Here is a 16,630-nt window from a genome sequence, read left to right on the forward strand (position 1 = left end):
TTATTTTTCTTTACCGAACAAACCGGCGGGACGGATCATCAACACGATAGCCATGATAATAAAAACGACCGTGGCAGAAAGCTCGGGATAAAACACACGCGTCAGCCCTTCGATCACACCTAAGCCCAGGCCCGTCAAAATCGAACCCAATATCGACCCCATACCACCAATTACAACCACCGCAAATACCGTAATAATGAGGTTAGAACCCATCAACGGTGAAACCTGGATAACAGGCGCAGCCAAAACCCCCGCAAAAGCCGCCAGTGCCACGCCAAAGCCATATGTGAGTGTCACCATCAGTGGCACATTGACACCAAATGCTTCCACCAATTTCGGATTTTCTGTCCCTGCTCGTAAATACGCGCCCAACTTAGTCTTCTCAATCACAAACCAGGTCGCAAAACAAACCACCAAAGAAGCCATCACCACCCAAGCACGATAGTTTGGCAAAATCATGAACCCTAAATTCGTCGCACCACTTAATGCTTCTGGCACAGAATAAGGTTGACCTGACACACCGTACACGGAACGGAAAATGCCTTCCAACATCAACGTGATTCCGAACGTCAGCAATAGTCCATAAAGGTGATCCAACTTATACAACCAGCGCAACATCGTTCGCTCAATCACGATACCGAACACAGCCACAATCAAAGGGGCAGCAATCAACATGCACCAATAATTAATGCCGAAGTATTCCATCCCCATCCACGCAAGGAAAGCACCCATCATGTACAAGGCGCCATGCGCAAAATTGATCACATTGAGTAAGCCAAAAATAACCGCCAACCCCAATGACAACATCGCATAAAACGAGCCGTTGACCAAGCCGAGCAACAATTGCCCCAGCATCGCTTGTAGCGGAATACCAAATATTTCCATGGCACTCTTCAAAAAAATTTCGTCAACAGACCGAGACGAAAGGAGACCTAAGAAAGTAAATGTCCAGGTCAATGAACCACTTCAACAACCCGGACACCTACCACGCAGCACTATGATCTATGCAGATTTATTTCCAAAGAGAGCACTTCGAATCAGCTTTGGTCGTAAATGCCTGTTCACCCGGAATAGTTTGAATCACTTTGTAGTAATCCCATGGCTCTTTCGAATCCGCTTGTGCCTTTACTTGCATCAGATACATGTCATGGATCATGCTGCCGTCAGCGCGTACATAACCGTTTTTGACATAGAAATCATTGAACTTTGCAGTGCGTAATTTCGCCATTACTTTGTCCGTATCATCGCTACCCGCCGCTTTAACTGCATTCAGATATTGCATCGTTGCAGAGTAATCAGCAGCCTGCAGACTAGACGGCATTTTCTTCATTTTTTCAAAATAACGTCGCGCCCACGCACGTGCTTCCGGCGATTGGTTCCAATACCAACTGTCGGTCAGATACATACCGTTGGTCAGATTCAGGCCAAGAGAGTGAATATCATTAATGAACATCAACAAACCGGCCAGTTTCATGGTCTTAGTAATGCCAAATTCGTTCGCCGCTTTAACAGCGTTAATCGTGTCGCCACCGGCATTCGCCAAGCCGAGAATTTGCGCTTTAGAAGATTGTGCCTGCAATAAAAACGAGGAAAAATCAGATGCTGACAATGGATGTCTGACTGAGCCAACGACGCTACCGCCGCTCGCTTTCACAACCTTAGTTGTATCGCCTTCTAATGCAGCACCAAACGCATAATCGGCCGTCAGAAAATACCAACTCTTGCCACCTTGTTTAACGACCGCTGAGCCAGTGCCTTTTGCCAGTGCCACAGTGTCATACGCATAGTGAATCGTGTACGGTGTGCATTCATCATTGGTCAACACAGCGGTACCTGCGCCGACAGAAATAAACGGCTTTTTCTTTTCTGCGGCGACTTTTGCCATCGATAAACCAGTGCCGGAATTGGTACCGCCAATGAGCATGTCAACGCCATCGCGATCAAACCACTCACGTGCTTTGCTCGCTGCAATATCCGCCTTATTCTGATGATCAGCAGTCACCAATTCAATTTTCTTTCCAAGTACCGTACCGCCGAAATCGGCAATCGCCATCTTGATAGCTTCGACACCGCCTTTACCATCAATATCGGAATAAACACCCGACAAATCGGAGATAAATCCGATTTTGACGACATCACCGGACACCTGCGCAGCGGCAGTACCCGCACCGCCCGCGCATATCATCGCTACCGCCAACGAAATAATTTTAGATTTTGCTTTCATGTGTCTTCTCCAAGAGATAAGGATCTTTACCTACAGTTACTAGACTGCAGACAATTTTTTTTCACTTCTGTTCATCCAACATCAGACGCCCAACAACTGATTCAACACCGGCATTTTTTCTTGCAACTGCACAGCAGAAAAACTCTCCACCATCTGTCCATGTTCCATCACATAAAACTGATCTGCCAACGGCGCAGCAAAACGGAAATTCTGTTCCACCATCACGATCGTATAACCCTTCGCTTTCAGGGTCAGAATCATACGTGCCAACGCTTGTACGATGACCGGCGCCAAGCCCTCCGAAATTTCATCAAGCAACAATAATCTGGCGCCAGTACGTAAAATCCTGGCTACCGCCAACATCTGCTGTTCACCACCCGATAAACGCGTCCCCTGACTATGCTTACGCTCTTCGAGATTAGGAAACATCGTGTAAATTTCTTCTACCGACATGCCTGCATCGTGACGAGACACCACTGGCGGCAGCAGCAGATTTTCTTCTGTGGATAAAGACGAAAAAATGCCACGCTCTTCAGGGCAATAACCGACGCCAAGATGGGCGATCTTGTGTGTTGGTAAGGCGATGGTCTCTACACCATTGACCTTGATCGAACCCTGGCGTCGACCAGTCAAACCCATAATGGCACGCATGGTTGTCGTACGTCCCGCGCCATTACGGCCCAATATGGTCACCACTTCACCTTGATTTACACGCAGATTAACGTCATGCAAAATATGCGATTCACCATACCAGGCTTGTAATCCTGAAATTTTCAGACTCGGTGTTTGCGCATTGGAATTCATGCGTGCGCTCCTTCCAGTTCAGCGTTCGTGCTACCCATGTAGGCTTCCATCACTTGGGGGTTTTCTGATACCTCAGCATAACTACCTTCAGCGAGTATCGCACCTCGCTGAAGTACGGAAATTCTGTCACAAATACCGGACACGACTTTCATATTGTGTTCAACCATGAGAATGGTGCGGCCAGCCGACACTTTTTTAATCAATTCCGTCACGCGATGCACATCTTCGTGCCCCATGCCTTGTGTCGGTTCGTCCAGCAACATCATTTCCGGCTCCATTGCCAGAGTGGTTGCAATTTCCAGTGCACGCTTACGTCCGTAAGGCAAATCGACCGTCATCGTATCGGCAAATTCAGCCAGATCGACTTGGATTAGCAATTCCATTGCCCTTTCGTTGAGCTGATTGAGCGAGGTCGCGCTTTTCCAAAAAGAAAACGACGTACCTAGTGCTCTTTGCAAACCGATACGCACATTTTCTAACACAGTCATGTGTGGAAACACCGCAGATATCTGAAAGGAACGAATGATCCCCTGACGAGCAATTTCAGCTGGCTTATTGGCCGTGATATCGCGGCCATTAAAGAGAATCTGACCAGAACTCGGGTTTAAAAATTTGGTCAGTAAATTGAAACACGTGGTCTTACCGGCACCGTTAGGGCCAATCAGGGCGTGGATATGTCCCCGCTGTACTTGCAGGTTAACATCATTGACCGCAGTAAAGCCTCTGAACTCCTTAGTCAGGTGCTTAGTCTCCAGGATGACTTGGGTCATCTCATCTCCTTTATTGTCTTGCCTAAAACATGACAAACCCGCTGTCATTGCAGCGGGCATTTTTTCTCTGTGAGATCAAACTCATCAAATGACTTTTTTTAGTTTGGCATTGATAGTAACGAGTATTTCCTCATCTGTGCAAGAGCCAAAACAACGAAAAACAAAAGAATTTTTTATTGCCTGTCTTCAAGAATATGCATCGCCGCTTTTTCTGCAATCATGATCGTTGGAGAATTGGTATTGCCCGAGGTAATCGTTGGCATCACCGAGGCATCTGCCACCCGCAAACCACGAATACCAAACACGCGCAACTGACTATCTACTACTGCGCTGACGTCATCCTTACGTCCCATTTTACAAGTGCCAACCGGATGAAATATCGTTGTGCCAATATCACCCGCCGCCCGTGCTAATTCTTCTTCTGTCCGGAACTGCGCGCCAGGCTTCATTTCTTCAGGATGATATTTTTGCAGGGCAGGTGCGGCAATAATTTTTCGCGTCAAGGTGAGCGAATCCGCGGCGATCTTTCGGTCGTCAGGTGTGCTCAGATAGTTAGGAACAATTTTCGGTGCGGCCAAGGGGTCTTGACTAACGATATTCACGTGACCACGCGAACTTGGACGCAGGTTACAAACACTCGCCGTAAAAGCAGGAAAATCATGTAAGGGATCACCAAATTTCTCCAGAGACAACGGTTGTACATGGTATTCAAGATTTGCGCTTAGTTGTTCGGGATCAGACCGCGTAAATGCACCCAACTGCGATGGTGCCATGGACATCGGTCCGCTCTGTTTAAACGCATATTCCAAGCCAATCGCCGCTTTTCCTAACCAGCTATTAGCCATAGTATTGAGTGTCTTAGCACCACTAATTTTAAATGCCGAACGAATTTGTAAATGATCTTGTAAATTCGACCCGACACCCATCAAATGATGGGCGACTGGGATCCCTAAATTGTGCAGGTACGCTGCATCGCCGACACCTGAGTGTTGCAAAATAGCAGGCGAACCAATCGCTCCCGCGGCCAACACGGTCTCATGAATAGATTCGGCGAACCATTCCTGCCCATTACCAACGAATTCCACACCAACACATCGCTTTCCCTGTTCGTCATCCTTGAAACGCAATCGCTTCACTTGACATCCGGTCATAATGGTCAGATTTTCGTGTTTCATTGCAGGACGCAAAAACGCCTTTGACGCATTCCAACGTATGCCACGTTTTTGATTGACGTCGAAGTAGCCACAACCTTCATTGTCACCACGATTAAAATCATCCGTCTTTGGAATGCCGACTTGTTCAGCGGCATCCCGGAATGCATCTAAAATTTCCCACGATAAACGTTGCTTTTCAACGCGCCACTCTCCTCCCTGGCGATGGAACTCACTATCACTACTGTAATGATCTTCACTCTTTTTAAACCAAGGTAAGACTTGATCCCAGCGCCAGCTATCATCGCCGGTCAGGGATGCCCATTCGTTGTAATCACGGGCTTGTCCACGCATGTATATCATGCCATTAATCGACGAGCAGCCACCTAAGACTTTGCCGCGTGGATAAATCAAACTACGGCCATTTAAGCCCGCTTCTGGTTCAGTGCGAAACATCCAATCGGTGCGTGGATTATTGATGCAATACAAATAGCCGACCGGAATATGTATCCACACATAATCATCTTTGCCGCCTGCTTCGACCAACAACACTCGGTTCGCTGGCGATGCGGACAAGCGGTTCGCTAACACACAGCCAGCGCTGCCACCACCCACCACGATATAATCAAATTGTCCTGCGGATTCCATGGATTTTTCCTTATTCTTTTTTTGTTACGCCATGTGCATCGTCAAATGACTGACCAAATTGTGCATCAATTCAGTCGCCCCCATTGGCCGTGCCCGCGCAATACCTTGTCCGCACCACATCGACATCAATTCTGTATTATTACTTTTTCCGGCCGCCGCTCTGATCGCAGCGGTTAACGCATTTTGCACAGGATAAGCAGGAACCTGATCAGCAACCGTTGCCATCAATTGCATAAATTGATTATCAAGTCCACGCGCATAACGTCCCGTAATCGCTCTTGTCTGGCGCGTCATATCAGACGTCGTTGTCAACAATTTCAGTTTGTAAGCAGGATGAATTCCAGATTCATGTGTGACTAAAAAAGCCGTTCCCATTTGCACCGCCTGTGCACCGGCAGAAAGAGCAACAACAACGTCCTCTCCGGTCACAATATTGCCTGCTGCAATGATGGGACTACGCAACACTGACGCCGCCTGCGCTAACAATTCCAGTGTCGTAAAATTGATTGCTTCTTGCTGACCAATAAAGGTTCCGCGATGACCACCCGCCTCAACACCAGATAAGCAAACCGCGTCGGCACCCAGTTCTTGCCACGCCTGCGCTTCGGCAAGATGGGTAGCAGTACCTATCACCACGATGCCAGCAGCATGTAGTTGCTGAATTTGCGCTTGATTCAAAATACCAAAAGTAAAACTGGCAACTGCCGGACTGACGTTTAATAAGGCTTCAAATTGCGCGTCAAAATCTTCGCACCACTTGGTCGGAACCGGTAAGTCGCTCATACCCAGCTGCGACCAGATCGGTTGCAATAATTCACATGCTTGTTGTATTTCTTGCGCCGATGGTGATGGTGTTTTCTGGACGAATAAATTCATGGCAAATGGCAAGCTACACGCTTGCCTTATCTCCCAGGCTTTCTCCAACATGCTTTCAGGCGACAACATGCCACACGCTAAAGACCCGAGTCCACCCGCATTTGACACCGCGGCGACCAAGGCGGGTGTTGAAGCGCCACCAGCCATCGGACCTTGAATAATAGGGTGAGGAAACAGTTCTTGTAGTCGCAGCATGCTTATTCCTTTTCGTAGAAGAAATTTATTTGGCTACTGGCATTGTGAACTCCGCCCCTTTGCCTATGCTATCTGGCCAGCGCTGCATAATCGATTTATAGCGCGTATAAAAGCGAATACCCTCTTCGCCATATGCATGCATATCACCAAACAATGAACGCTTCCAACCGCCAAAAGAATGCCAGGCCATTGGCACTGGAATCGGCACATTAATACCAACCATTCCTACTTGAATGCGACGAGAAAATTCACGTGCCGTATTGCCATCAGACGTAAATAAAGAAACCCCGTTCCCGAATTCATGGCGATTAATAAGCTCAACAGCAGACGCAAAATCAGGTACACGAACAATACATAATACCGGTCCAAAAATTTCTTCGCGATGAATTTTCATGCCTTCTTTAACGTGATCAAATAAAGTACCGCCAAGGAAAAATCCCGCTTCATGTCCTGGTACTTGAAGACCTCTGCCATCAACCAACAGCGTCGCACCTTCCGCTATTCCATCGGCAATGTAGCCTTCGATTTTTGCTTTATGTACTGCAGTAACAACGGGCCCCATTTCGGCATCACTTTCCATGCCATTTTTTATTTTTAATGATTGAACTCGCGGCACCATTGCATCCACTAATTGATCTGCAATATCACCCACTGCTACCGCCACTGAAATCGCCATACAACGTTCCCCGGCAGAGCCATACGCCGCGCCCATCAACGCATCAACTGCTTGTTCTAAATTGGCATCTGGCATCACCACCAAATGATTTTTCGCGCCGCCTAAGGCTTGTACACGCTTACCTAAACGTGTCCCTTCGCTGTAAATGTATTCAGCAATCGGCGTTGATCCGACAAAGGAAATCGCCGCCACATCCGGATGTTGCAGCAACGCGTCAACAGCCGTTTTATCACCTTGAACAACATTAAAAACACCGTCTGGCAAACCAGCCTGACGCAATAGGTCTGCGATCATTAATGCACAAGAAGGATCACGTTCGGAAGGCTTCAAAATGAACGTATTACCGGTTGCAATCGCAAGTGGTGCCATCCACATCGGTACCATGAATGGAAAATTGAATGGCGTAATTCCTGCTGTCACGCCAAGTGGTTGACGCAAATTGTAATTATCGATACCACCACCAATATTGTCGGAAAACTGTGATTTCAATAATTGCGGCATACCACAGGCAAACTCGACAATCTCAATACCTCGAGTGACTTCCCCCATCGCGTCCGACAATACTTTTCCATGTTCGCGGGTAATTAAAGTGGCAAGTGCACGATGATGTTGGTCGAGTAATTCCTTAAATTTAAACATCACCCGCGCGCGTTTCAATGGCGCCGTTTCCGCCCAGGCTGGAGCAGCCGCTTTCGCTGCAGCAACAACGGTATCGACTTCAGTAACGCTGGCTAACGCAACCTGCGCCACCACTTCACCGGTAGCCGGATTAAAGACGTCTTGTTGACGACCACTGGTTGATGGAAAAATCTGCCCATTCATGTAGTGTTGCAGTACGGATGTCATAAGAGAACCTTAATTAAAGAAAGATGTTTTTTTATGAGATTAATTCACTCGCCATTGCAAATCCAATGAGTTATTATCAGTAGCAATATAAAAATTACTTATAATGCTTACGACTTTCTTCCGTTGACCAGATCATTTTTCTTCTCTTCTTCACATGGACTTCATTCAGCTGCGCGCTTTTATCACCATCGCCCGCGAAGGTAATCTGACCCGTGCAGCCGAGCGACTGCATGTCACGCAGCCGGCTGTCAGTTTGCAACTTAAATCCTTGCAAGAACAACTCGGCTTGCAATTATTTACTCGTAATAGCATTGGGATGAGTCTGACCAATGATGGTGCCAAACTATTACCCTATGCAGAGCGGGTATTGGCAAGTAGCGCTGAATTCAGGCAAGCGGCGAACGCGCTCCACTCGACTTTATCCGGAGAACTGGCCATCGGTACCATTCTCGATCCGGAATTTACGCGTCTAGGGGTCTTTCTCAAGCGGTTAGTCGAAACGTATCCCCAGATCGCGACGCGGATGCAGCATGGCATGTCAGGGTGGGTGTTACAGCAAATACGAGCAGGGCAACTAGATATCGGCTTTTATCTAGGAGAATTGCCTGGCGACGGCAAAACGCCATTGCACCGATTAGTACTCACGGATTTTACTTATCGTGTTGTGGCGCCGGGTGGATGGAATAGTCGGGTGCTCGGTCAAAATTGGGAAAAATTGGCACAATTACCATGGATCTGGACGCCTCCAGAATCAGCACATCACCGGCTGTTAAGTAAAATTTTTTCCGCACACAATATCACTCCCAACAAAGTGGCCTTAGTTGACCAGGAGCAGTCAATGTTGGATCTGGTGAAATCGGGCGTTGGTTTAAGTTTAATTCGCGACTCAATCGCTATGCGTGAAGCCCACTTGCATGGGCTGGTCATCGCCGATGAAGTCAGTCTCAAAACAGAATTAAGCTTAATTTGTCAGGATAAGCGTAAAAATGAAGCCATGATATTGGAGAGTTTTCAACTAGTTAGCCAATGTTGGAAGTTAATCATCTAAAATCCTTTTTTTGATTTAGTTTTATCAATCGCCGTATTAATCTGACCGGACAAAAAGAAAGTGTTAAAGCGCTGCCTGATTAGCCTCACTATGAGTATTTTTCTGCTTCCTGGCATAGGAAAGGCCGAAAGTATTAAGCTGGTTATTCAAGAATTTCCACCATTCAGTTACACGGAGACAAAAAGTGCAGAAATTCACGGTTTTTTGGTCGATAAAGTCCTGGAAATAATGAAGCGAGCAGGGGAAACGCCTAGTCTGAGCAGCACATCCCTGGCGCGAGGTCTGAATGCAACACTGAGTGCAGAAAATACTTGTGTATTTGGTCTTCGGCGAACACCCGAGCGAGAAAATTTGTATAAGTGGGTGGGGCCTCTGACGACGGACACCTGGATTCTTTATGCACGAAAAGAGGGTCAGCGGGTATTAAAACGCTTCGATGATGCAAAACCTTTCGCTATTGGTTCTTACCGCAATGCCGCAACCGGCCTGCAGTTAGCCGAACAAGGCTATCACATCGTCTTTGCGGGTGAAGACGAAGAAAACCCTCGCTTACTGATCAACAAACGCTTGGATTATTGGATTGTTTCCGAACTGCACGGTATGTATATCGCCGAACAACAAGGTTTTGGCAAACAAATCGTACCCGCCATCAAATATAAAAATATTGAACTCAATATGCTTTGTAATCTCCATATGGATCAACAAAGAATCGACTTATTCAATAAAATCAACAAGATTCTGGATAATGATGGCACCATGGACAAAATTTTACGCAAAAACGGACTTAAATAATGGCACGCACAACGAAAGCGAGCAATGCAGTTCAACGCCTGAAAGAACGTAGCACACAAGGTATTTATTCGATGGTGACTATGGCTGATGGTCGTTTTTACCTGACCTTAAGTACGGCAGGTGGCGCGCCGATGCCAGTACACGAGCCTTTAGAAATTGATGCTTTTGTCAGTTTGGTCAATGGACTCGAGAAACAAGCACCCAAAAAAGCCAGCAAACTTGACGTTGCTTTTGAACAAAAACTGCAACGATCACGACAACAAGAAAATTAACCCTTTGAACAAGGATCACTGCTATATGAAATCTCGTTTACTCGCCGCCCTGCTGAGCTTATTCACTATGTTATCCACAGATTATAGTGTGGCACAGACGGCCAATGAAAACACAACTTTTGGCGAGAACTTACAAAAAATCGATATCAAAGTCGGTACTGGCAGAGAAGCCAAACTTGGTGATATCGCCGTCGTCCAATACACAGGATGGCTCTATGACCCGTTGCAAAACAAAGAGCACGGTACCAAGTTTGACTCTTCGACTGGCGGCGATCCCTTCAGCTTTCCAATCGGCATCGGCAAAGTGATTAAAGGCTGGGATAAAGGCGTCGTCGGAATGAAAGTCGGCGGAAAACGCACCTTAATCATACCGCCATCGTTGGCTTATGGTGCGCGGGGGGCTGGCAATATCATTCCTGGTAATGCAACCTTGATTTTTGATGTTGAATTAGTCGACGTAAAATAACGACTACATTAATGACTACATTTGAGCATGTGCAGGATAAAAATGCCAACTACGCGCAGAAAATTCTCAACAACCAACGTGCGAGCGAGAGTGGCGAATGCGAAGATTCAAAACCAGTTGGCATGCTCAACGGTTCTTATCAATCTTTAGCGTTACCTCTTATTTTTTCAGGTATGGTAGTCATTTACAAAGTGCAAAAAATTTTCGTTAGATGATGTGCAGTCGTTTTGCATGTTGGTCATAAGTTATTCGCTCAGCATCCGCCATAGCGTAAATTTCTTCTGTATCTTGCTCCTTTTCGATCGCAATTTAGATTCAGCAATTTGTTTAAAATTAACTTAACAGTGCCATCTGGCGATAGGTGCTAATCTACCTTAATCAGGAGCGGCCAAACCTCAATGGCAAGTCATTTACGAATTCGCCATAAAAAGACAAAAGCTTGAAAACCTGAGCAAGAGCAACGATCCTTTATTCCAAAACGATCATCAAGTAGATCGCTGTCGGCATCGCACATCAATTCATCAAGGCTTATCAATCTAGGTATGGCGGTGTCGGTAAAATTGACAGTTACGGTCTAGATGTTACGACGTTGTTATCTAACTTGTTGATATGCAACGAAAAGTTTAACATGGCTCGTTATTTGCTACTAGCTTACGTATCTACAAATCAAATGGAAAATCCATGAAAAACGTCATCTCTAAATTTTTGTCCGTTGCTGTAGTAGCACTGACAACTCTTGGTACTGCGAACGCCAATGTTGTTTATACGAACACCCCAAATGGGAGCTCTATTGGTAATATCTCTGGCGGAAATGGCGGCAACACCACGACCTACGGCGAGATTTTTACGGCACCGAGCGCCGCTACATCTTTGGATAGTATTAGCTTTTGGTTGCAAGGTACGGGTACCAATTATTACTATGGTGTCGCAACTTGGACAGGAGGCGGCGCAGGTTCCGCATTGTTCACATCCGCCGCCGTTTCTGGGGCCTACAGCTCATTTACTGAGGTTACCGTTGCCACAGGTGGTCTGAATTTAGTTGCAGGTCAAAAGTATGTGGCTTACCTCAGCTCTGCTGGATTGGCCGGTACTGGCTATGACACTGTTGAGCGTGGCACCAAGTCTTCAATCGACGGCGGCATGGCATGGGATAATTCAGGTGGCAAAAGCCCGAACAACAATGCAAACTGGAACGGAAACCACGGCACCTCATATGTAATGGCTGATGTATTGACCTTCAGCAGTTCCCAAAATGTCCCCGAGCCAGAGTCTATGGCTCTAGTTGGATTGGGATTGCTCGGCCTTTGTTTGAGTCGTCGCAAAGCGAAGCAAGCCTAAAACGGTTTGCCAAGAAAATAACGGGGGCTTAGGCCTCCGTTTTTACGTGGATTATCACTCCTAAGGATAAGCGCCAGGCCGCTCAACACGGGCACAACAATCTCAATTTGAGGTCAGTGCAAGGAATTGTTGATGAATTAAACATACCTTCTAGTTTAAGCCCAAGAGATTATAAACTAAGCAAGTAGCAATATGTATCAGCTTCTGATACTACACAATACATGAAACAGTGAAAGTTACCGTGGACATAGTCGAACCTACCCGCTTAAAAGGCCACTTGAGTGACGTTGTTGAACAAGTCAAAATAAGCTAAACCGACTTCGGATTTTGGCCATTTTTATATCCTTATAGGCACAAACATTCGCAGATTTGTTTTCTGTTTGATCCAGATGCACTGATCTATACCTCAGCTTATTACTAAGGCAATCCGCGTGCTTTCATGTTGTTGCCAAAAATATGCTTGTTCGGTAGCATGGCAAATCGACGAGAATCATGAAAAATTGCTTACATACCTAATGAAATTTCGATCTATTCAACAATGCCGTTCGAGTCGCTGTCGCGGTCTAAAGTTAATCAATCGATCACCAAACTCAGTTATTCAAGTCAATTTATTCAATATCTTCGATACGAATACACTCAAAATTATAGACTGAATAAAAAAAACAACAGGTCACGATCACTAATGCGAAGGTGCCAAAGAAGAAAAGTGGTTGTATTCCGGCAGGGAAAATGTATTCATACCAACCAACAAACCCGGATAACACCAAGGTTGCGAAAGCAAAATTCATTAACTTTCGCGACTGTCGCAAGCTTGCAGCTGAGATTAACAACATAACAAAAAGAGATAGCGCGAAATTGACGATTCCAGACATGTCCCCACCTAATTATTAGTAGAATAAATAACAAATTAGCATAAAAATTTGAATTACTAATAGCTAATTTATAATAAATAGATGCTTTGACATTTTTTGTAAAATTAAACACTGTGGTGAATAAGAATCACGCTACTTAGGTTGGAAAACTGAGGTAAAACCGCAGACGTCGATAATTCGGCTAATTCAATCAATGTTCTATAAAATAGCCAACTTGCGTCTCGACTATTTATTTAGACCGATTTGAAGCGCTATGAATCATATCGACCAACTTCTGTGATACCTGCCCCTCGATAAAATGCAGTGTCAACCACCGAGCAATTCAATCTAAATTCAATCGATTTACTAGCCCCTGACACCAATCAATATAATGAAAATCAAGCTCGCCCTGATCGTCGCATTGCACTTTTTTGCCCTCCCATGCTTCGCTGCGGATCAAACGACGTCAACCGCACCGACGAATGTACAAACGAATGTACAAACGAATGTACAAACGAATATACAAACGAAAGTACAACCAACACAATCAGTGATTGTTGTCGAACCAGGCGACAACACGACAAAAAACCAAGGCGTTCAGATTGATTTACCCAAAATGCCCGAAGAAAAGAAAAATCCTCATGCAAATGATCCCATACGAACCTGGTCAGGTGACGTTCCAGTCACCGGGCTCGTCTACATCTTAATTGCCTCGATGCCAGTGTTGGCGTCGCTCTATTTTGCTTATCAATTATATTTGTTTATTCAAGCCCGCCGCCGGCGTTTAACAATACGGCACCAACGAGAAAGATAACCCCTTTTTGCTGAGTCTGTTTCGACATACAAAAAAACCATAGTTAAAAATCAAATAAGCTTTTTCATTAAATATTCATCAAGCTGTCACTTGCTTGTCACCTCCGCGCCCTAAAGTCACTGCTACCGCTAAGTAAAAATAAGCGCAAGTAATCTTCATTCAGGACCTGCTATATAAATTCTATTTATGCACGTCTTGGATTCAGAAGTTTTTTGCGGAAATTACTCACTATCGCCGGAGACTAGTATGTCAAGCAAAGCATTGATCGACAGCGCCGTATTTAATTCCACAACTTCAGGCCGTAAAGGACTTGCCGATAAGCTATTCGCTCATTGGTTCAGCCGCTTGGTGTACGCGCAGATCTGGGAAGACCCGCAATCAGACCTTGATGCACTACAACTAAAGCCAGGCGCGAATATCCTGACGATTTCTTCTGGTGGCTGCAATGCACTCGCCTATTTATCTGCAAATCCTGCTGCTGTTCACGCTGTGGATCTCAATGCAGCGCATTTAGCTATGCTCAATATGAAGCAAATGGCGATCAAACATTTGCCTGATTACGAAGCAGTTCTGGCCTACCTTGGTGATGCCAATCATAGTGACAATATCAAACGATACAAACGCCATATTCGAGACAATTTATCCAACGACGCGAATAATTTCTGGGAAAGCCGGTCAATTTCAGGCCAACCACGTTATCACTACTTTGCAAAGCAAGCATACCAACACGGATTATTAGGAAATTTCATTGGCTTTGCTCATCACTTTGTCCGTTTCATGGGCGGCAACTTAAGTAAAATGCTCGAAGCACGGAATATCGATGAACAACGTGAGTTATTCAATCAATACGTTGCACCAGCCTTTGAAACAACACTATTTAAATTAATGGCGCAACAACCTCTGGCGCTTTATAGCCTGGGCATACCACCATCGCAATTTGACGCGCTCAAAGAAGATGCAAAAAATGGTTTGCATTTGCTGTTCAAAGAAAGAATGCGCCACCTTTGCTGCGATTTCCCTTTAGAAGAAAACTGCTTTGCCCAACAAGCATTAGGACGTCGCTACGACGTGAGCAAACAAAAAGCGTTACCGCTATATCTTCAAGAACATCATTTCAATACCCTGCGCGACAACATTGACCGCTTGCATCCACATCACACAACATTGACAAACTTTTTGCAACAGCAACCGCGCAATTCCATGGATGCCTATCTGTTTTTGGATGCACAGGATTGGATGGATCAACAACAACTCACCGAACTATGGACAGAAGTAACCCGTACTGCGGCACCTAATGCAAAAGTCGTATTTCGTACAGGTGGTGAGACTTCGCCATTAGAAAAAAAACTTCCCGCATCAATTCTCGCTCTCTGGCATACGGACACTGAAAAAAATCGCGCTTTATATGCTACCGACAGGTCTGCGATTTACGGTGGCATGCATCTGTACACCAAAATTTGATCAGAATTAAGCGCCCAATTGACTACGCCACTTCCGCCACGTTTAGTGGCCGATGCCTTATGGTTGCTAACCGCTCGTTCACGCGGTGGTAACCATTGGGTCAACAATGTTCATTCAGAGATCGACTCTGTTGATATTGCCGGCCACAGCTATCCCGTAACCCTGCTTGAGAATAGCGATTGGAAAGAGAGCTATGTCGCCAGCCCTCGCTCAACCTGGCTACGCTATGCTCGCCAAGAAGCCTTACGTCATTTATCCCCGATGCTAGCTCATGTTGCAAAAGCTGGCTCGTGCGTCGTTTTCGGGCCGTTGGCCGCTTTAATGCAAGCCAGTAAATTAGATCAGTCAGTGATCATCGCCAATTATCTGATATCGACAAATCTCTATTCAAATTGGCATAGGGACGACATTAGCCATATAACCGCAACCGTAAGCGAACAACATCCCGAGCGCCCATTGATGATACGAAATATTTGTTCTGAAGTGACTCCCTCACTCATGACAAACTTGTCTCAGCAAGGCTGGAAAATGCTTCCAACACGGATGATTTATCTCTGTGATCCTCAAAAAACTGAGGTCTGGAAACACAACCACGTTAAAAAAGACGCTAAATTATTGCTCGATAATACGGTTGAAATAGTGACTCAAGAATCATTAACCCCGAATGATCTCGATGCTTTACGTCTCTTGTTCCAACAACTATTTATCGACAAGCACTCGTATCTCAATCCTGATTTCAGTCCGGCTTTCTTTTCATTGTGTCTGGAAACCAGCTTTCTTGAACTGATAGGCTTACGCTGGCAAGGCCGTTGGGTTGGTGTTGTGGGACTCTACATGCACCCGGAAAGCGGTTGGCTAACAACGCCATTGATAGGATATGACACAACATTGCCACAAGAATTGGGTTTATACCGCCGCTTGATGGCCATCCTTTTACGCGAAGCAAAAAATCGGGACTATCGATTGCATTATAGTTCCGGCGCAAGTCAGTTCAAACGAGCGCGTGCTGGAACACCGGCGATGGAATATACAGCGATTTACAATCATCATCTGCCAAAACAGCAAAAATATTATTCAGATGTATTTATAAAACTCTTTCAACAATGCGCACCAAATTTGTTGAAACGCGCCGATGGTCTCTAAAAATACAGTATTTTGAATATGTTTGAGTCAATATTTTGTCACAGTGAACTGACCGAAATGCACACTTGACTAAGCACTATACGCAGCCAAAAAGGCTATTTCGTGATAATTTTCTTATCAAATAGCCTGTGGATAAAGACCCTTATATCCCCAGCATAGATTGGGGAAAACTAGATTTAAATTGTCGCTGCAATTTCTTATCCCAAATCTATCATCAAAACATACATAACTTATCCGAACATCTATACAGCGAAT

17 protein-coding genes are annotated in these 16,630 nt (G+C 45.5%); 9 read left to right on the top strand and 8 right to left on the bottom strand.

The window, feature by feature from the left end; genetic code table 11:
- The 7 genes from ACO0K1_RS11405 to ACO0K1_RS11435 all read right to left on the bottom strand — a co-directional run bounded on the left by ACO0K1_RS11405 (position 1) and on the right by ACO0K1_RS11435 (position 8,190).
- Positions 1-885 (bottom strand): branched-chain amino acid ABC transporter permease, encoded by an 885-nt coding sequence (locus ACO0K1_RS11405; protein WP_423025754.1) that lies wholly within the window; start codon positions 883-885, stop codon positions 1-3.
- A 127-nt stretch (positions 886-1,012) separates the two neighbouring features.
- The gene (locus ACO0K1_RS11410; RefSeq protein WP_423025756.1) at positions 1,013-2,224 is read right to left on the bottom strand and encodes an ABC transporter substrate-binding protein; all 1,212 of its coding nucleotides are present in this window, start codon (positions 2,222-2,224) and stop codon (positions 1,013-1,015) included.
- A gap of 81 nt (positions 2,225-2,305) precedes the next feature.
- Positions 2,306-3,028, bottom strand: a complete 723-nt coding sequence (locus ACO0K1_RS11415) for an ABC transporter ATP-binding protein (RefSeq protein WP_423025758.1) — start codon at positions 3,026-3,028, stop codon at positions 2,306-2,308.
- A complete protein-coding gene (locus ACO0K1_RS11420) occupies positions 3,025-3,798 on the bottom strand; it encodes an ABC transporter ATP-binding protein (RefSeq protein ID WP_423025760.1) in 774 nt (257 codons plus the stop codon). The genes ACO0K1_RS11415 and ACO0K1_RS11420 overlap by 4 nt, the downstream gene beginning before the upstream one ends.
- 173 nt (positions 3,799-3,971) lie before the next feature.
- Complete coding sequence (locus ACO0K1_RS11425) at positions 3,972-5,597, bottom strand: GMC family oxidoreductase (protein ID WP_423025762.1); 1,626 nt, start codon at positions 5,595-5,597, stop codon at positions 3,972-3,974.
- A gap of 24 nt (positions 5,598-5,621) precedes the next feature.
- Positions 5,622-6,668 carry an NAD(P)H-dependent flavin oxidoreductase gene (locus ACO0K1_RS11430; protein WP_423025764.1) on the bottom strand — a complete coding sequence of 349 codons (1,047 nt, stop codon included), beginning with the start codon at positions 6,666-6,668 and terminating at the stop codon, positions 5,622-5,624.
- Positions 6,669-6,693: 25 nt separating this feature from the next.
- Positions 6,694-8,190, bottom strand: a complete 1,497-nt coding sequence (locus tag ACO0K1_RS11435) for a CoA-acylating methylmalonate-semialdehyde dehydrogenase (protein WP_423025766.1) — start codon at positions 8,188-8,190, stop codon at positions 6,694-6,696.
- Between the two features lie 154 nt (positions 8,191-8,344).
- Here ACO0K1_RS11435 and ACO0K1_RS11440 point away from each other — a divergent pair, with 154 nt between their 5' ends.
- From ACO0K1_RS11440 to ACO0K1_RS11465, 6 genes are all read left to right on the top strand, one after another.
- Complete coding sequence (locus ACO0K1_RS11440) at positions 8,345-9,238, top strand: LysR family transcriptional regulator (protein WP_423025768.1); 894 nt, start codon at positions 8,345-8,347, stop codon at positions 9,236-9,238.
- A gap of 90 nt (positions 9,239-9,328) precedes the next feature.
- Positions 9,329-10,030, top strand: a complete 702-nt coding sequence (locus ACO0K1_RS11445) for a substrate-binding periplasmic protein (protein WP_423025770.1) — start codon at positions 9,329-9,331, stop codon at positions 10,028-10,030.
- Positions 10,030-10,302: a hypothetical protein gene (locus tag ACO0K1_RS11450; RefSeq protein ID WP_423025772.1), complete on the top strand. Its 273-nt coding sequence runs from the start codon at positions 10,030-10,032 to the stop codon at positions 10,300-10,302. Before ACO0K1_RS11445 ends, ACO0K1_RS11450 begins: the two co-directional genes overlap by 1 nt.
- A 67-nt stretch (positions 10,303-10,369) precedes the next feature.
- On the top strand, positions 10,370-10,768 hold the full coding sequence (locus tag ACO0K1_RS11455; protein ID WP_423025845.1) for an FKBP-type peptidyl-prolyl cis-trans isomerase: 399 nt from the start codon (positions 10,370-10,372) through the stop codon (positions 10,766-10,768).
- A gap of 11 nt (positions 10,769-10,779) precedes the next feature.
- Positions 10,780-10,983 carry a hypothetical protein gene (locus ACO0K1_RS11460; protein ID WP_423025774.1) on the top strand — a complete coding sequence of 68 codons (204 nt, stop codon included), beginning with the start codon at positions 10,780-10,782 and terminating at the stop codon, positions 10,981-10,983.
- 466 nt (positions 10,984-11,449) lie between these two features.
- On the top strand, positions 11,450-12,106 hold the full coding sequence (locus ACO0K1_RS11465) for a PEP-CTERM sorting domain-containing protein (RefSeq protein ID WP_423025775.1): 657 nt from the start codon (positions 11,450-11,452) through the stop codon (positions 12,104-12,106).
- A gap of 608 nt (positions 12,107-12,714) precedes the next feature.
- Here ACO0K1_RS11465 and ACO0K1_RS11470 read toward each other — a convergent pair.
- Positions 12,715-12,978 (bottom strand): hypothetical protein, encoded by a 264-nt coding sequence (locus ACO0K1_RS11470; RefSeq protein WP_423025777.1) that lies wholly within the window; start codon positions 12,976-12,978, stop codon positions 12,715-12,717.
- Between the two features lie 370 nt (positions 12,979-13,348).
- Between ACO0K1_RS11470 and ACO0K1_RS11475 the strand changes: the two genes are divergently transcribed.
- The 3 genes from ACO0K1_RS11475 to ACO0K1_RS11485 all read left to right on the top strand — a co-directional run bounded on the left by ACO0K1_RS11475 (position 13,349) and on the right by ACO0K1_RS11485 (position 16,375).
- A complete protein-coding gene (locus tag ACO0K1_RS11475) occupies positions 13,349-13,771 on the top strand; it encodes a hypothetical protein (protein ID WP_423025779.1) in 423 nt (140 codons plus the stop codon).
- A 246-nt stretch (positions 13,772-14,017) separates the two neighbouring features.
- The gene (locus ACO0K1_RS11480; RefSeq protein WP_423025781.1) at positions 14,018-15,232 is read left to right on the top strand and encodes a DUF3419 family protein; all 1,215 of its coding nucleotides are present in this window, start codon (positions 14,018-14,020) and stop codon (positions 15,230-15,232) included.
- Between the two features lie 18 nt (positions 15,233-15,250).
- Complete coding sequence (locus tag ACO0K1_RS11485; RefSeq protein WP_423025783.1) at positions 15,251-16,375, top strand: hypothetical protein; 1,125 nt, start codon at positions 15,251-15,253, stop codon at positions 16,373-16,375.
- Positions 16,376-16,630: the final 255 nt, after the last annotated feature.

Origin of the sequence: Undibacterium sp. SXout20W, from assembly GCF_049340285.1 — a bacterium.
Lineage (GTDB): Bacteria > Pseudomonadota > Gammaproteobacteria > Burkholderiales > Burkholderiaceae_D > Undibacterium.

Excerpts from the sequence above, each read along its gene's own strand:
- ACO0K1_RS11455 (WP_423025845.1), top strand. The coding sequence starts at position 10,370 with ATGTTATCCACAGATTATAGTGTGGCACAGACGGCCAATGAAAACACA.
- ACO0K1_RS11445 (WP_423025770.1), top strand. The coding sequence starts at position 9,329 with ATGAGTATTTTTCTGCTTCCTGGCATAGGAAAGGCCGAAAGTATTAAG.
- ACO0K1_RS11415 (WP_423025758.1), bottom strand. The coding sequence starts at position 3,028 with ATGAATTCCAATGCGCAAACACCGAGTCTGAAAATTTCAGGATTACAA.
- ACO0K1_RS11435 (WP_423025766.1), bottom strand. The coding sequence starts at position 8,190 with ATGACATCCGTACTGCAACACTACATGAATGGGCAGATTTTTCCATCA.
- ACO0K1_RS11430 (WP_423025764.1), bottom strand. The coding sequence starts at position 6,668 with ATGCTGCGACTACAAGAACTGTTTCCTCACCCTATTATTCAAGGTCCG.
- ACO0K1_RS11420 (WP_423025760.1), bottom strand. The coding sequence starts at position 3,798 with ATGACCCAAGTCATCCTGGAGACTAAGCACCTGACTAAGGAGTTCAGA.
- ACO0K1_RS11460 (WP_423025774.1), top strand. The coding sequence starts at position 10,780 with ATGACTACATTTGAGCATGTGCAGGATAAAAATGCCAACTACGCGCAG.
- ACO0K1_RS11465 (WP_423025775.1), top strand. The coding sequence starts at position 11,450 with ATGAAAAACGTCATCTCTAAATTTTTGTCCGTTGCTGTAGTAGCACTG.
- ACO0K1_RS11480 (WP_423025781.1), top strand. The coding sequence starts at position 14,018 with ATGTCAAGCAAAGCATTGATCGACAGCGCCGTATTTAATTCCACAACT.
- ACO0K1_RS11425 (WP_423025762.1), bottom strand. The coding sequence starts at position 5,597 with ATGGAATCCGCAGGACAATTTGATTATATCGTGGTGGGTGGTGGCAGC.
- ACO0K1_RS11440 (WP_423025768.1), top strand. The coding sequence starts at position 8,345 with ATGGACTTCATTCAGCTGCGCGCTTTTATCACCATCGCCCGCGAAGGT.
- ACO0K1_RS11475 (WP_423025779.1), top strand. The coding sequence starts at position 13,349 with ATGAAAATCAAGCTCGCCCTGATCGTCGCATTGCACTTTTTTGCCCTC.
- ACO0K1_RS11410 (WP_423025756.1), bottom strand. The coding sequence starts at position 2,224 with ATGAAAGCAAAATCTAAAATTATTTCGTTGGCGGTAGCGATGATATGC.
- ACO0K1_RS11405 (WP_423025754.1), bottom strand. The coding sequence starts at position 885 with ATGGAAATATTTGGTATTCCGCTACAAGCGATGCTGGGGCAATTGTTG.
- ACO0K1_RS11450 (WP_423025772.1), top strand. The coding sequence starts at position 10,030 with ATGGCACGCACAACGAAAGCGAGCAATGCAGTTCAACGCCTGAAAGAA.
- ACO0K1_RS11470 (WP_423025777.1), bottom strand. The coding sequence starts at position 12,978 with ATGTCTGGAATCGTCAATTTCGCGCTATCTCTTTTTGTTATGTTGTTA.